The sequence below is a fragment of the Neobacillus sp. PS3-34 genome, from assembly GCF_030915465.1.
Taxonomy (GTDB): Bacteria; Bacillota; Bacilli; order Bacillales; family Cytobacillaceae; genus Neobacillus_A.
Genome location: NZ_CP133267.1, coordinates 2,585,133 through 2,601,204, shown reverse-complemented (window position 1 = coordinate 2,601,204; position 16,072 = coordinate 2,585,133). Strand labels below are relative to the sequence as shown.

The 16,072-nt window shown below is 42.0% G+C and carries 10 protein-coding genes and 1 pseudogene; 1 reads left to right on the top strand and 10 read right to left on the bottom strand.

Annotated elements, in window-relative coordinates:
* Positions 1 to 50: 50 nt before the first annotated feature.
* From RCG23_RS13465 to RCG23_RS13445, 5 genes are all read right to left on the bottom strand, one after another.
* Positions 51 to 272 (bottom strand): hypothetical protein, encoded by a 222-nt coding sequence (locus RCG23_RS13465; RefSeq protein WP_308176104.1) that lies wholly within the window; start codon positions 270 to 272, stop codon positions 51 to 53.
* On the bottom strand, positions 269 to 4,180 hold the full coding sequence (locus tag RCG23_RS13460; RefSeq protein ID WP_308176103.1) for a S8 family serine peptidase: 3,912 nt from the start codon (positions 4,178 to 4,180) through the stop codon (positions 269 to 271). Before RCG23_RS13460 ends, RCG23_RS13465 begins: the two co-directional genes overlap by 4 nt.
* A gap of 1,707 nt (positions 4,181 to 5,887) precedes the next feature.
* Positions 5,888 to 7,408, bottom strand: a complete 1,521-nt coding sequence (locus RCG23_RS13455; protein WP_308176102.1) for an Ig-like domain-containing protein — start codon at positions 7,406 to 7,408, stop codon at positions 5,888 to 5,890.
* A 91-nt stretch (positions 7,409 to 7,499) separates the two neighbouring features.
* Complete coding sequence (locus RCG23_RS13450; RefSeq protein WP_308176101.1) at positions 7,500 to 8,909, bottom strand: hypothetical protein; 1,410 nt, start codon at positions 8,907 to 8,909, stop codon at positions 7,500 to 7,502.
* Positions 8,906 to 11,851 carry a S8 family serine peptidase gene (locus RCG23_RS13445; protein WP_308180058.1) on the bottom strand — a complete coding sequence of 982 codons (2,946 nt, stop codon included), beginning with the start codon at positions 11,849 to 11,851 and terminating at the stop codon, positions 8,906 to 8,908. The genes RCG23_RS13450 and RCG23_RS13445 overlap by 4 nt, the downstream gene beginning before the upstream one ends.
* A 1,179-nt stretch (positions 11,852 to 13,030) precedes the next feature.
* On the opposite strand from RCG23_RS13445, the gene RCG23_RS13440 reads away from it, so the two are divergent.
* A complete protein-coding gene (locus RCG23_RS13440) occupies positions 13,031 to 13,303 on the top strand; it encodes a hypothetical protein (protein WP_308176100.1) in 273 nt (90 codons plus the stop codon).
* A gap of 626 nt (positions 13,304 to 13,929) precedes the next feature.
* Here RCG23_RS13440 and RCG23_RS13435 read toward each other — a convergent pair.
* The 5 genes and pseudogenes from RCG23_RS13435 to RCG23_RS13415 all read right to left on the bottom strand — a co-directional run bounded on the left by RCG23_RS13435 (position 13,930) and on the right by RCG23_RS13415 (position 15,931).
* Positions 13,930 to 14,298, bottom strand: coding sequence for a VOC family protein (locus tag RCG23_RS13435; protein WP_308176099.1), 369 nt, complete (start codon positions 14,296 to 14,298; stop codon positions 13,930 to 13,932).
* A gap of 17 nt (positions 14,299 to 14,315) precedes the next feature.
* Entirely contained in the window at positions 14,316 to 14,783 is a 468-nt protein-coding gene (locus tag RCG23_RS13430; RefSeq protein WP_308176098.1) for a GyrI-like domain-containing protein, read from the bottom strand.
* A 28-nt stretch (positions 14,784 to 14,811) separates the two neighbouring features.
* Positions 14,812 to 15,114, bottom strand: a complete 303-nt coding sequence (locus tag RCG23_RS13425) for an NUDIX hydrolase (protein WP_308176097.1) — start codon at positions 15,112 to 15,114, stop codon at positions 14,812 to 14,814.
* Between the two features lie 8 nt (positions 15,115 to 15,122).
* Positions 15,123 to 15,266, bottom strand: a complete 144-nt coding sequence (locus tag RCG23_RS13420; protein WP_308176096.1) for an NUDIX hydrolase — start codon at positions 15,264 to 15,266, stop codon at positions 15,123 to 15,125.
* Between the two features lie 334 nt (positions 15,267 to 15,600).
* Positions 15,601 to 15,931: pseudogene (locus tag RCG23_RS13415) on the bottom strand (low molecular weight protein tyrosine phosphatase family protein).
* Positions 15,932 to 16,072 lie beyond the last annotated feature (141 nt).

Below are 16,072 nucleotides of genomic sequence, written 5' to 3'. Positions count from 1 at the left end.
AGTGACAGGCACCTTCCAGAAATCTGGAAGGTGCCTGTCACTTTATTTACTTACTTGTTTGCTTCTTCTAGTTTTTTCTTGGATGGTGTTTCGTATTTTGTGTAGCCGCCCATGTTTGTGATGTATAGGCCTGCTCCCAGTCCGAATTGTCCGCCGTGTAAGCTGTCTGAGTTGTATACACGGAATGTTTGGCCTGGTTTTAGGACACGAACGAATACTAGTTTGTTGCCTTCACGCTTCCAAAGGTTGATTGGTTTATTGACTGTGATCATACCAATCTCGCTCTCTTCAGCTCCGTACCCTTCCAGTAAACCTTTGCAGCCGGTGCCGGTGTTGGTTCTGGCTCAGGTGTTGGTTCAGGAGTTGGTGTTGGTGTCGGCACTGGAACCGGTGTTGGTGTTGGCGTTGGTGTTGGATCTGGTGTTGGTGTTGGTGTTGGACCAGGAACCGTTCCACCGCCAGGGTTTGGTGTATCTGTTAATCTTGTGACAGTAAGAGTTTGTGTCGTCTTATTGCCGGCAAGATCTGTTACTTCAACAACAAACTGATTTTCGCCAAGTTTAAGGTTTAGATCAGTAGTGATTGTATGCTTGAACGCGCGCATTTCATATGGCTCCATGAATTCATGGAAATAAACTTCGTTGCCATTCACGTATGTGCGCAATTCATCAAAGTTATCTGCTACATCTAAAGAAACAGTAACTTTATCTGTCGCTTGAGACACAGTAGCTGGTACAACATTGATTTTTAAGCCTGGTGCTGTTGTATCGACTAACACAGTTCTTTCAAAAGAAGCCTTGTTTCCATTTGCATCCACAACATTGATGGCGTAATTATACACTCCATCATTATTGTAATGAAGGACTGTAGAGAAATCGTATTGCTTTGTATCAGGATTGTAAACAGGAGTTACCTGCTGTCCGGCAATCGTCAGCTCTTTCACGCTTGTCACTTCATTGATATAACCGGATACCTTCACATCTTTTGTATCCACCACGCCATATGCATCCGGAGTAAGAACGTGCACATCTGGAGCAGTCGTTTCAGTGCTTGCCTGAACAGTTACAGACTTGCTGTTGCCAGCGTAGTCGTATACTTTTACAACCACTTCACTTGTTGGATCAAAATCTGCCAATTTAAAGTCTGTTGCAGTACCAGTTAATTTATCTTCGCCTTTAGGGAAAACAGACTCGCCATTCACAAGTACATCGTAATAAGCGATGCCACTTCCACCTTCATTATCGGCTACATTTGTAAAAGAAATCGTCTTTGTTGCACTATCTAAAGCTGCTGCAAAAGTAGGAGCAGTATTGTCGATCTTCACCGGGAACTTGAATGACTGCCATTTAGCGCCTGGGTAATCAATAACTGCGCGTACCTCATACTGATAGCTTCCTTCTGGAAGGTCTTTAAGGTTCACTTTGCCATCCCAAGCCCTTTCAGATCTCAGGGAGTACATAGATCCGGCTCCGCCATCGTAATAGTTTTTCCTTACGAGGTTTTCAGTTCTTAAGGTTCTTAATTTATTGCCGTCCTTATCAAGGATATTGAACTCTACACTCTTCGCATTTCGCAAGAATGATAGTAATGGAACTACCTGGTCTTGTACACCGTCACCATTTGGTGAGAATGCAATGTTATCAGGATTTACGCCACCATTTTTAATATCCCATCCTAAGAAGTTGTATTGCTCATCAAGCAATCCAGTCAAGCCGTAGAATGTATTGCCATCCCACACTGGAGCGTCAACGATTGGAGCTTTGTCCCACTCGCCTTTGAATCCAACATATGGAACATGCAATTCAGGATTAGTATCAGTTGGATCTGTTAATGTTACAAAACCTTCGGCAAAATATCCATTTGTAAATACTTGTTCAGCAGGAACTGTAACTAACTTTTTGTTAACAACATCATACACTTGAGCTTGTGAAAGATCTAAATCGACTGTAATCGTTTTTTCTTCCCCAGCACTAAGTTGTACACTAGCGGTATCTTGGCCATTAATTTTAATGCCAACATTTTCAAGTGGCTGTGACTCGATATCATTAGCTGCATAGCCTTGCTCGCCAAACAGTGCTAGCGTTGTTTGTGCATTTACATTTACATCATAGTTTGCTGCTTCATTAGAGTAGTTTTTCGCTACTAAAGTGAATGTTGCATGGTCACCGCTAATTTGCTTAAGGGCAACCTTAGCATCACCAGATTGTTGTTCTGTTACAACAACAGGAGTTGATAGAGCTGAATGAAGCTGCATTAAGCCTGCACCCTGGCGGCGTGGAGAATAAGGTACTCCAAAGCCAACAGCACCCTGGTCTTCTAGAACCTTTGCAGTGTTCATCAAAATATTTTTCGCCATCTTCACTCTTGCAAGATTCGTTAAGTGGAATTCTTTATCCACACGCTCAAGTACGAGTGCAGATCCGCCAGACACGTGAGGAGCTGCCATGGATGTACCGCTCATCATACCGTAAGTATTATTGTTAAAAGTTGAGTAGATTTGTCCGCCTGGAGCTGTTAATTCCGGTTTGAAGTCAAGATCCGGAGTCAGTCCCCATGAAGTGAAGTCGCTCATCTTATTGGCGGATGGATTAGCTGTTTTTACTTTGTCGCCGTTGAAAGCAATTTTAACAGCTTTGCCTGCGGTTAACGCAGCTTTAAGAGCGTCTCCGTCAGTCTTCAGCAAGAATAACTGTGGAATCTGGATGGCCGCATCAGTAGCCATGCTTACAAAACCGTCAGCATTGTTGTAAATGATGGCACCTACTGCACCTGCAGCCTGTGCATTTAACGCTTTATCCACGAAACCGATTGTACCGCGTTTGATTAAAGCATACTTCCCTTTGAAATCTTTGCCTGCAAATTCGGAAACTTGTCCTTCTCCTGCATCAAGGATATCAAATGTCTTCGTTTCTACATTACCTGGGTCAACACTGCTTGCTGACATGAAAGGATACTTAGTACCTGTTCCGTCAACTGTAGCTGTTACCGCAGGCAGATCCATGAAACTATTTTCAAAAGATGCAACCTGGATGGAGTTCTTCGCAAGGCCTGGAGCTCCGGAAACACCGATATCAGGGTTTGAAGCATACGGATTTGCATAAGCGTAGCCGTGTCCGAAATGCGCTGAGTTACCAGCAGAAATGGACATTACGACACCATTGTCAGTTGCACGCTGCACTGCCATTTGTTCAGGATCATCAGCAGCAACGAAGCCTGCAGTTGAACCTAAGCTCATGTTCAGAACATCAGCACCTAATTTTACGCCATCGTCAATTGCTTTTACTAAAACATCTGTGAAAGTAGAACGCATTTCAGGGTCGTTGCTGAATACTTTTAGGGCAAGAAGCTGTGCTTCAGGGGCGATACCCTTGATGCCGCCATTGCTCTCGTCGCCATTCGCAGCAACAGTACCGGATACGTGCATACCATGCATGGATGCCTCTGAACTTACGTCAATGATTGTGTCATTATGGTCGATATAGTTGTAGCCGTAAGGCACTTTATCTGTATAGAACTTTCCTTGAAGGCCATTTGCATCAACAATCTGTTTAATAGATGCTTCATTAAGCTTTGCTTTTGAAGCGTCAGTCAAAATCATATCTCTGTGAGTGGAATCGATACCAGTATCGATGATACCAACAACCATTCCTTCACCTTTATAGCCATAAGAATCCCAAGCTTTTTGAGCTTGAACAAGTTCTTTGGAATAAATCATTTCCGGCTTTTCAGTCGGACGCTCATATTCATTGGTGATTGTCACCTTTGAAACGCTTTGGTTCTTCACGATTTCAGCAATGCTTCCGTAATTGACTTCCGCACTAAATCCATTTACAACAGTTGTAAATTTGTTTAGCACTTTCATTTTTGTAGATTTCAAATCGGAAACAACCTGATCCTGCTTTGCCGAAGCGTTTGCTTCTAGGCTCTTTCTCGTAGAAACAGACAGGTCGCTGTACTTCTTGCCTTGAGATTGAGCGTACTCAATCGTAGGCTTGTCCGTTAATTCTACTACAACACGGACTTTATCCAACGGCTTGTATTGAGCGGTTGGGTTAGGAACAAACTTTTGAATCTCTCTTTTCGCATGCACTTGCGGCTGTGTTGGGACTGTAGCCCCAAAAGCAACCGAAGAGAACATTAAAAGAAAGATTAATAGAGATGCGAAACTCTTTTTAATCACTCTTTTTCCCCCTAACAATTTTCTTATCTGAAAAATTAGCAATATGCCGTTCTAACTATTCAGATATTTCAAATATATATGATAATAGTAGGAAAGTTTGTCGAAATTTGTCGCCAACTTTAAATATTTTACATTTTTTTAAAACTTTTTACTAGATTGTTAAATGTTAGGTAATATTGTAAGCGTTCCATATTTTTCGTGAGGTTACCTAAAGAAAAAACCTTCCCTTTGCAAGGTCTGTATTAACTGCTATAAAAACAGACTTTCCGCCAAAAGTTTAAATTCTTGAGAGACTTTATAGGAGTTAATTTACGGGATTAATAGAAATTGGCTTGACGAGAAGGGGATTACGGCGTTGACGAGAGCCGGTAAGTTGCACATAAACCAAGCAGATTCGCTGTCTGGCCAAGAGCTCGTTGATCATCCGCTCGTTCTCGCGAGATTAATTGAAAAACAGGCGATATAATCATGAAAACGTGCGAGATTATCGCAGAAGTCCGCGAGTTTAATACCGAAACACGCGAGATTATCGCCTAAACAGGCGAGATTCCCTAAATTAGTGTGGCATTACCCTGGATTTCGTCCGTAGAACTATACGTTTTGAGACAGATTCGCCCTTCCAACTTATATTAAAGGACAATTTGCTGCCCTTCCGCCTCCCGGCTGGAAGGGTTTTTATGGTGTTTATATAAATTGGCAGGCCGAGAAGTAGATTAGGGCATAAACGAGTTCCGATATAGTACACATAAATAGGCAAATTTCGCTGGTTGGCCAAGAGGTAATTAGTCTTCGATCTCTTTCTCGCGAGATTAATAGAAAAACAGGCGAAATAATCATGAAAACGTGCGAGATTATCGCAGTAGTCCGCGAGATTAATGCTAAAACACGCGAAATCATCGCTCAATCCGGCGAGATTACCCTGGATTTCGTCCGTAGAACTATACGTTTTGAGACAGAATCTCCCTTCCAACTTATATTAAAGGACAATTTGCTGCCCTTCCGCCTCCCGGACGGAAGGGTTTTAATAATTTTCATATAAATTGGCCGACAGGGGTGGGGATTTCGTCCTAAAGTAGAGCAGGTAGGGTGCACATAAATAAAGCAGTTTCGTCGCCTGGCCAAGAGGTAATTAGCTCTTGATCTCGTTCCCGCGAGATTAATAGAAAAACAGGCGAAATAATCATGAAAACGTGCGAGATTATCGCACAAGTCCGCGAGAAAAACAGAAAAACTCGCGAGATTATCGCTTATTCAGGCGAGATTCCCAAAATTAGTGTGGCACTACCCTGGATTTCGTCCGTAAAACTATACGTTTTGAGACAGAATCGCCCTTCCAATTTATATAAGGACAATATGCTGCCCTTCCGCCTCCCGGGCGGAAGGGTTTTAATGGTTTTCATAAAAATTGGCCGACAGTGAGGGGGATTACTGCCTAAAGTAGAGCCGGTAGGGTGCACTTAAATAAGGCAATATCGCTGGCTGGCCAAGAGGTAATTAGCTCTTGATCTCGTTCCCGCGGGATTAATAGAAAAACAAGCGAAATAATTATGAAATCCCGCGAGATTATCGCAGAAGTCCGCGAGAAAAACAGAAAAAACCGCGAGATTATCGCTCAATCCCGCGAGATCTCCCCTCAAGTCCTCAAGAATCATCCTTTTTGAACAAAAAAACGGGCAAAGCCTCTAAAATGGCTTTGCCCGCATTCTATTATTTTTTCGCTGCTACTTTTTTCGCTTTGCCTGTATTGCCTGCCTTGTCTTTTACGTAGACATTGAGGGCCGCTCCGGCTTTTTGCTTCTTGATTGTAACGGTGTAGATTCCTTTGCTGTTCACAGTCGCGGATCCGATGACTGTTTTGCCGTAGGTTACATATACTTTTGCTCCGGCTTCGGCTTTGCCGGAGATTTTTGTTGATGTCATGCTTGTCACAGTCGGAATCGCTGGCGGAGTTGCGTCCTTAACGATGATTTTTGCCACTATGCTGACATTTCCGGCTGCATCTGTTGCGGTTACATTTACAACTGTTCCTGCTTTGAAAGGTTTAATGGCGATCGAGAATGCACCTTTGCTGTCTGCTTTGCCGGTAGCGATTACTTTGCTTCCCACTTTGACGATGATTTTTGCATTCGCTTCCGCTTTACCTGTTACTTTTTTGTCTAGATCTTTCACTGCTGTCACCACTGGAACGGCAGGTGCTGTTTTATCCGAAACGGTTAAAACCGTTTCTTTACTTGAATCGCCTGATGCACTGACGGCGGAAATATAGAGCTTTGTGCCTGCTTTTAGTTTTGCAGGAAGTTTGATGGAGAAGGTTCCATCTGCACTTACAACCGTTCTCAGCGATAATGCCTTTTTATCGGTGACAAGTACCGTTGCTCCGGCATCTGCCTTACCTGTGATGACCGTGCTTTGAGATGTCACTGTATTTACATCCGGTACTGCTACCTCCACTGGTGGTGTCGGCACTGGCACCGGTGTTGGTGTTGGTGTCGGCGTTGGTGTCGGCGTTGGAGTTGGAGTTGGTGTCGGATCAGTTGTTGGTGTTGAAACACTTACCGCGACATTCTTGGAAACAGACACACTTTTGTCCGTTGATAAAACGGCTGTAATTTTATAAGTGCCTGCCGTCCCATTGGCAGGAATAGCATAAGCATATGTGAACGCTCCATCTGCTCCGCTTTTCACTGTGTGCTCGCCCAGCTTTGTTCCGCTTTGTTCTACTGTAATGATGATATCCTCGTTCGCTACCTTTTGGGTGCCAAGTGTTACCTGGCCTGATATGTTAACCGTTTCTCCGGTTTTATATTCGGTTTTATTTGTATTGAGTGCCAATACTTTCTGCGGGCCATAACCAGTCACTTGAATATCCTTCGTTGCTGCTACGGCTGCTCCAATTGCAGAAATTTGAATGGTATAGGTTCCATTTTCTAAATTCTTACCTAATTGAATCGTTTTTGTTATTTTGCCATCAGCGGCAATGTTCGTGTCGTTCCATTGGTAAATTTCAATCAGCTTTCCAGCATGCTTTAATGTTAAGGTAGGGCTGGTCCCTTTTCCTGCGGCAGTCCCCTTTAAAACTGTTCCTTCTACTACTATCTTACTATTAGCACTATATGAATCTTTGTCCGTTGTAAAGGACACGGTTACAGTTTCCGCGGCGAAGGCCGGGATGGCATTCCCAATCAGCAAGAGAAGTGCTGCCAGGATGACGTACATAGTTTTCTTCAAAGAACTCACTCCCTGCATTTTGGTAAAAAATTTTAAAAAAGATTGAGAAAGGGAGCGAAAGAAGCTCCCTTTCTCTTTAACTACTAAATTCTTAATTTACGCTGAAGAATCCGCCATTGCTTGCATCAGCAAGTGGCACTGGATTGCCGTGGTTATCCCAAACAAATAATTCAATAGAGTAAGTTCCACTTTCAAAACCATCAAGTGCAATATCTGCACCAAGGAAATTTTGAGAGTACGTGTTAATGGCGCTAACAGCTACTTCTTGAAGGGACACTACAGCACCATCTGCATCTTTCACCTGCACGTAGACAGTTGGGTTCACGACTGTGTGGCCAACGTTCTTCAGGTTTGCTTTAATGCTGACGCTGTCTGCTTTTGTGAAAGTAGATGCCTTTTCTCCATCTGCATTCAGTGTTGAAACTGCTGCCACCGTGATTGGGTGGTTCATCACGCTGATTGTAGCAGTTTGTGCTACCGCTTCTGATCCGTTAGCTGGTGCTACGACAACAGTGTACTGTCCGCTTGCTGCCAATGGACCAGGAGTAAATGTTCCTTCATACGTTTTGCCTTCTGCTGAAGGAAGTGCAATTGCGTTTCCATCCGGATCGATTACTTTAACATCCCATGTAATAGATTCAGAGGCTTCCGCTTTAATTGTTGCCGGATTTTCTGCACTGATTTCTCCATTAGGTGTTACTGATAATGAAGTTACAAACGCTGCAGGTGGGTTGTCCCCTTTATAAAGGGAAACTGTTTTTCTTACTTGATGGCCTGTTAGATCTGTTACTTCAAATACAAAATCGTTACGGCCATCTTTAAGTTTCAATGTTACATTTTGATCGACAGAAAGCGCACGTCTTACAAATGGCTGGTCGAAGTCATGGCGATACTCTTCATTTCCATTCACCACAAGGCGAAGGTCATCAAAGTTATCTGCAATGTTAGCTGTCACTACAGGATCTGCCCCGTTTGCAGCTACAACATTATTTGTAGGCAGGCCGGATACTTGAAGTGTAGGACCTTCAGTATCAATAAATACCGAACGGCGGAACTCAATTTTGTTTCCTAGTACGTCAGCGCCTTCAAAGTAGAGGTCTTGTGCTCCGTCTGCATTGAACGTGACTTGTGTAGCAAAATCGTACTGCTTAGTTGTTGCGTTGTACGTTAAGTTTACATCGATAGGCGAACCAACAACTCCATCGCCCTTAAGTTTTAGATAAGCTACTTTAGAGCCATCTTTTACATAACCAGTTACAGGAACTTCCTTCGTATCATAGAAACCAAGTGCAGTTGGAGCAGTGGTTACAATGTAAGGAATCGTGTTATCTCCAGGTGCGGAGACAGATACAGTTGTTACGTTACCTGCATTGTCAGTTGCCACAACGTCAACGGATTTATTTACAACTGTTGCTCCAAGGGCAATAATAAACGATTGTTTGCCAGCTGGATTCAATGTACCAAGAGGCTTGCCATCTACTTTAATGTCAATTTGTTTCATGCGCTTCCGTTTGCATCTGTAGCGTCAAACGCAAGGGTTGAGTTTTTCTTGCTATATGCAGCATTTGTAACTGCTGGTACTGTGTTATCAACAACAACAGGAATTTTGACTACTTGAGGAGCTTTTCCAGCAAAGTCAACCTGTGTTTTGATTTGATAGAAATACTGTCCATCAGCAGCAGTTTTGTTATCAACCAATCCATCCCATTCGGTATAGTAAGGCTGATAGCTATAAGGAACTTTTGCTGCGACATAGTTTTTGGTTTGATTTGAATCGGTGCGAAGCTTGCGAACCATGTTGCCGTTTGCATCTGTGATGCTGTATTCAACCATTTTGCTGTTCCTTAAGAATTCAAGAACAGGAGCTAGTGCATCATTCTTGCCATCACCATTAGGGGAGATCGCAATCGCATTCTTTTGGTATACGCCAGTGAATGGATTTCTTCCCATGAAGTTTCCATCCTGGTCAACCATTGCTGAGAAATTGTAATAAGATCCTGCATCGTACTTTGTAGCATCCAGAACAGGAGCTGCATTCCAGTCACCTTTGAAACCAACATATGGAATAGAAAGGTCTGGTGATGGAGCCTGTGTTGTATCGTTATTTACATTTGTAAGTGTAATGAAGCCTTCTACAAAATAGCCATTCTTCATTTGTGCTTCAAGATCAGCTTTTGCTTGAGAAAGGTCAACTCTTACTGTGATATCCTTTGTTTGGCCAGCAAGCAATGTCACACGCGGTGAATCTGTTACGACTATTGCTTTAGTGATCTTCTGTGCATGCAACGTGTTTCTTCCTGATGCCACTCCATCTGAAAGAACAGATGTATTTACATCATACGTTACATTTTGGCTGCTGAAGTTTGTAGCTGTAACTGTCATGTCAAACACGTCAGAATTGATTTCTTTCAATTCTACTTTTGCATCGTTCGTACCCTTTCTTACCATGTAGACAGGAGTTGTAACAGCTTTGTTCAGCTGCATTAATCCAGCACCCTGGCGGCGAGGAGAGTATAAGATGTTGTTGTTATCAGGATCTTGAACTGGTTTAGCAGTGTTCATTAATAGAATTTTTGCTCTTTTTACTTTATCCGCACCTTGAAGGTTTGGCCATAATTGTTGAACCCTTTGCAATACAAGCGCAGAACCGCCCGATACGTGAGGGGCAGCCATTGACGTACCGCTCATTACTCCATACTGATCATTATTTAAAGTAGAGTAAATTTGATCTCCAGGTGCAGTCAGTTCAGGCTTCAGCTCAAGGCTAGGAGTAACGCCCCATGAAGTTGAAGATGCCATTCTGCCGGCATTGGAATTCACTACCTGCATCGTTGTGCCTGTAAAGTTTACTTTACCAACTCCGCCGTTAGCATCAAATTTCGCTTGAAGCATGTTACCATCGCTGATTCCAATGGATACAAGGGGAATTACTGGGCTGTTTAAGGCCATGCTTACGTAGTCACCATGGACTTCACGTCCTCTGATGATAACGCCTGCTGCGCCTGCTGCTTCAGCATTTTTTTGGATGTCTGCATAAAGAGGAGTTGCATTTGCTCTGATGGCAAATACGATTTTTCCTTTTACATCCTTGCCGGCAAAGGCTGCAGTGCTGCCATCGCCAACACTAACAACATCCAAATCTTTATTAGTGCCGAATACATCCAGCGGGTTTGGAGAAGACTGGCGCTTGAACGCGATTGGCAGGGCTTCTCCCCCAATTGTTACAATACTTTTATCCAATGTGATTTTGTCATTGGAAATAGATGCAACAGAAATGGATCCAGGAGTAAGACCTGGTGATCCAACTAATCCGATATCAGGGTTTGATGCTAATGGGTTTGATCCACCGCTTCCGAATTGATCAGAGTTACCAGCGGAAATGGACATTAATACGCCATTGTTTACTGCTCTTTCAATTGAGCTTTGCTCGAAGCCATCCGGGCTCACGAAACCAGCTGTAGAGCCAAGGCTCATGTTCATTACATCGGCACCCAGTTTAATTCCATCATCGATGGCTTTAACATAAATGTCGCCAAATGTAGACGGCATTGCTGGGTCATTTCCAAATACTTTAAGTGCAAGCAATTGTGCATCCGGTGCAACACCTTTGATGCCGTTATTGCTTTCATCGCCGTTGGCACCAGCTGTACCTGCTACGTGCATTCCGTGCATGGAAGCATCCGGGCCAAGGTCAAGAATGGTGTCATTTTTGTCTGCATAGTTATAGCCGTAAGGAACTTTCGTTGTATAATACTTTCCTGGCAGGCCTAAGTTTGTCTTCAAATCACTAATTTTCGCTGATGTCAGCTTTTGAGCTGGGTCAGCTGCAAGAACCATATCCTTGTGGGATGGATCAATACCTGTATCAATAATTCCGATTACCATGCCCTTGCCTGTAAATCCAGCATTCCATGTTTGAATGGCTTCAACCATCTGCTTGCTGGAAATCATTTGCGGCTTTTCGACAGGTCTTTCGTACTCGTTTACAATGCTTACTTTTTCTACATCCGGCAATTTTTCAAGCTCATCGATTTGGCCATATTCAATATCGCCGCTCACACCGTTTACTACGGTTGTAAATGTGTTTTGTACATCAAAAGCAAGGTTCTCGTCCTTGACTTCAGATAGGAATTGGCTTTGATCCTGTTTCACATCAGTCTGCAATTCTAGTTTTTTTGCATCTGATAGATCCTTGTACCTCACTCCTTTGCTAGTAGCATAAGAGATTGCAGGTGCGCCATCCAATTCAACAACAACCCTGACCTTGTCATGCGGTTTAAAATAATCTGACGGTAATACGCTCAGCGCGTCCGTTTGATTAAGCTGAACCAATTGATCTGTATTTAGGGTGTCAGCTTTTACTACTCCTGCCCCAAGGGACACATTGGAGATAGTTAGCAGGGAAACTAAACCTACCGCTACCTTCTTCTTGACTTTCTTCATTTTCTTCAATCGTCTCTCCCCTTTAACTTTACTGGAAAAAATAACGATTCCCCCCTGTCATATATGTACTATTGCGCGAATAGATATAATTTTCAGTCAAATTTATTCGTGCTATTGAAATATAGCATGCTATTATATTAGAGTAAATAGCGGAATTTGAAATATTATGTAATTTCATAGTATATTTATACTAAATAAATTCGACAAACTAACTTTAGTAGGGACTTTTGTCACAATTGGTAACTTTCGTTGTAAAGTATAGGTTTTCGTTATATTTTTGACACTTTTAAAAATACTAATCTAACGGAAATCTAACATTAGTAGATGGAGGGAAATTGAATATTTATTCATGTATTGGAGGGGATTTGGAATTGGTTTGGATGGTGCCTGGCATCTGGAATTTACCTGGCAATATAGGTGCCGATATAATAGAAGGTTTTTAGGTTATGTTGAAAAAGCTATTGAACGTATTTTTATTACTTCTAGTATGTGTTGCTTCTCTTTTAAACTACTGGTACCTTCTCATAAAGTTTACCTTCTATTTTCTTTTAGGACATATGAATGTGTCCTGGTGGTTGGATACAGGAAGGACATTCACCACCTTACTGCTTTCCATTTTGACAGGTATTAACTTTATCCTTCTTTATAAATACAGCTTAAAAAAAGGAATCATTATTTTCGCATTGGTTCAGGTCCTGCTTTTTTCTTACTGTGGATATCAATTGAAGGAGCTTTATTCTTATCCTGTAAGAAATATTCAAATCCCTTTGCATTCTGAATAAAACTAAAAAGAACCTACATGGAATCTTGGCCATAAATACCAGAAACGGTCTTCATAAGCGAGGTCATGGCCAAAAGCCCAGCAAAAAAAGATACCCAAAGGAGCTATGAAGACTTAAAAGCCATGCGTGAGAGTAGGAAACGGTCTTCATAAGGGGGATGAAGACCGAAACGCCATTCTAAGGAGAAGGAAACGGTCTTCATAAGCGAGGTCATGGACAAAAACCCAGCAAAAAAGATACCCAAAGGAGCGATGAAGACTTAAAAGCCATGCGCGAGAGTAGGAAACGGTCTTCATAAAGGGAATGAAGACCGAAACGCCATTCTAAGGAGAAGGAAACGGTCTTCATAAGCGAGGTCATGGACAAAAACCCAGCAAAAAAGATACCCAAAGGAGCGATGAAGACCGAAATCCCCGCCTCGGGAGCAGAAAATGGTCATCATAAGGTTGATGAAGACCGAAACGCCTGCCATAAATACCTGAGCCCGCAAACTGTCCAATTAATGAGCCTTATTGGACAAAACCTCCCTGGTAAAGCAGGAAAATGTCCTTCATCTATTCTATTAATTACAAAAACTCTCAGTTGGAGAAGGAAACTGGCTTCAATAAGCCCTGTTGAGGACAAAACCTCTCAACTGAAGCTGGAGATTGTCTCCAAGAAGCTCTATTAAAGACAAAACCTCGTAAATGGAGCAGGAAACTGGCTTCAATAAGCCCTATTGAGGACAAAACCTCTCAGCTGAAGCTGGAGATTGTCTCCAAGAAGCTCTATTAAAGACAAAACCTCGTAAATGGAGCAGGAAACTGGCTTCAATAAGCCCTATAGAAGACAAATTCTCTCAACTGAAGCTGGAGATTGTCTCCAAGAAGCTCTATTAAAGACAAAACCTCGTAAATGGAGCAGGAAACTGGCTTCAATAAGCCCTATTGAGGACAAAACCTCTCAGCTGAAGCTGGAGTTTGTCTCCAAGAAGCTCTATTAAAGACAAAACCTCGTAAATGGAGCTGGAAACCGGCTTCAATAAGCCCTATAGAAGACAAAACCTCTCAGCTGAAGCTGGAAATTGTCTCCAAGAAGCTCTATTAAAGACAAAACCTCGTAAATGGAGCTGGAAACCCGCTTCAATAAGCCCTATAATTCTCCCTGGTTAAGCAGCATATTGCCCTTAATCTACTCTATGAAATACAAAATCTCTCAAGAGAAGCGGCATTATGTCCTTCATCTACACTGGTTGGTGCCTGTCACCTGGGAATTCTAAAAAATCAGCTTGCAGACCACCCTCTGCAAGCTGACTTTTTATTCTTTGAAATGGCAGACCTCCAGCGGGTTGCCCTCTAGGTCCTGAAATTTAAACCATTTTACATTCCCATCTCCCTGAATGGGTCCGACCTTTACCCCATTCTGCAAAAGATGCTCATACGCGCCTTCTATATCCGAAACAAAAAAGTTAAACGGAACAATTGAATTTACAGCAGTTTCATCTTCATTAGACTTACGCACGAGAGTTAACGGGGTTTCGCCAACATTCAGCGCAGCATAGCCACTGTTGTCATCCCGCCATCTGACCGTAAATCCTAGCACCTGTGAATACCATGCAATCGCACTCTCGAAATCTTGTACTTTTAAAAACACGGTATCAATTCTTGTAAATAATGACAACATCATTCTCCTCGCTCCATCGATTACTCGGCTTTTATGATCGGTATATAAATATCTATCTCGGATTCATCGTTCATTGCGCCACAAAATCTGCTCGTTTCATACATTTCAAATTCCGACCCTTGCGCTCGTTTATACCCTGACTGGGGAAGCCACGTTCCATAAATATATTGCCAGGTTTCTGCAAAATTTTTGAGAGATCCTTTATGAGTAAAAATGGCAAAATCATTAGCAGGAACTGTCTTTAAAACCATGCCTTCTGGAATGTTTACATCGCCGGTAACCTCAGCGCAAACGATATAATTAAATTCCATATTTCCTCCTGTAGGCTCGATTAGACCGTAGGAAACATTTAGGTCCTTTCGGTTTTCAATTTCCTTCCACCTTGGATCCATCTGCATCCAAACATGTGAAAATTCCTTTGCGGTTGAACTATGTACTTCTAATCCTACAACTTGAAAAGCGTCTTTTTTAATAAATTTTGGTTCCATTGAGATGCTGCCTCCTAATAGTAAGGTTTTAATTTATATCTCCCAAATAAATCGGAGTTTTTTCACCATTGAAATGGTTGATAAGATATTTTCTCATTTCTTTTGGATACAATCTTTTTTCCATTAAGTCCTTAATAGGAACCCATTCGATACCAGTTTGATAACGATCAGGATTAATAGGTTGTATGTTGGTACCTTTTGTTTTACAGGCAAAATAATACTCCACCTGGTGTGCATTAAAATCGGAGGCGGCATATTCGTGGTTTTTACCGATGTATTCACGAATAAAAATAAGTTCTCCAATTTCCACTACTTGCCCAATCTCTTCCATGCATTCTCTTAGCAGGGTGTTGTGAAATGTTTCTCCGTGCTCCTGCCGCCGCCAGGGCAAAGATAAAACTCCCCTTCGTCATCTAAATTTTTTGTTAATAAAATCTTATCCCCTTCAACTAAAACAGCTTTTACAGAGTTTCTAATCTGCATGTACACACCCCTTATTCCGGTAGTAATATATTCCATATTATTAATCTACTATCCTGCCGTAAAACTACATCAATTTTTAATAATTCTTTAATCATTTTTAATGAAAACGACGCAATTTAGTAATAATTTCTAGGTAATATAGAAAGCAGGCAGGGTAGCAAGCGGGGCTATCACGGTATTCGGCGAAGGTGGGGCCGATACTATTTTTAATTGGATGGAAATTGGAAGGTGCCTGTCACCTGGAAATTATCTGGATGTTTCTTCTTCCCTGGAAAATAGCCAAAATAAAAAGATCGCCATCATTGACGATCATTGTTCGTTTAACTTTATTCTATTATTCCGGAACCTCAATATACTCACCAACTCTTGCCTTTAAAATCTCTATCAGCTCTTCGTCCATATAAAGATAGTCGTCAGCAATATCTAAGTTCCATACTTTTTTATCAGAAAGCGGCCATTCCGAACTTTTCCTTCAAACGCCTCATATGCTTTTTTTCCATCACAAAAATAATATCCGCCCAGCCTATATGACCGTCCGTCACTTTTATTCTGGCACCAGCTTCTGTACCCGCTGATCTTGCGTCATACCCATTAAATTTATGAAAAACCTTCTCAGCCGTTGGGCTCCGCCACTTATTTTTACTGCAAATAAAAAGAATTTTAATATCCATTCACCCATTCGTTTTTTCATTACTATCTGTGTGCTCGTTTGAATTTGTCGCTTTTATATTTCCTTTTTGTTTCGTCATAGTCGGAAGGGAACGCAAATTTTTTTGTAATTACTTAAGGAATTATTCAAGTAACAT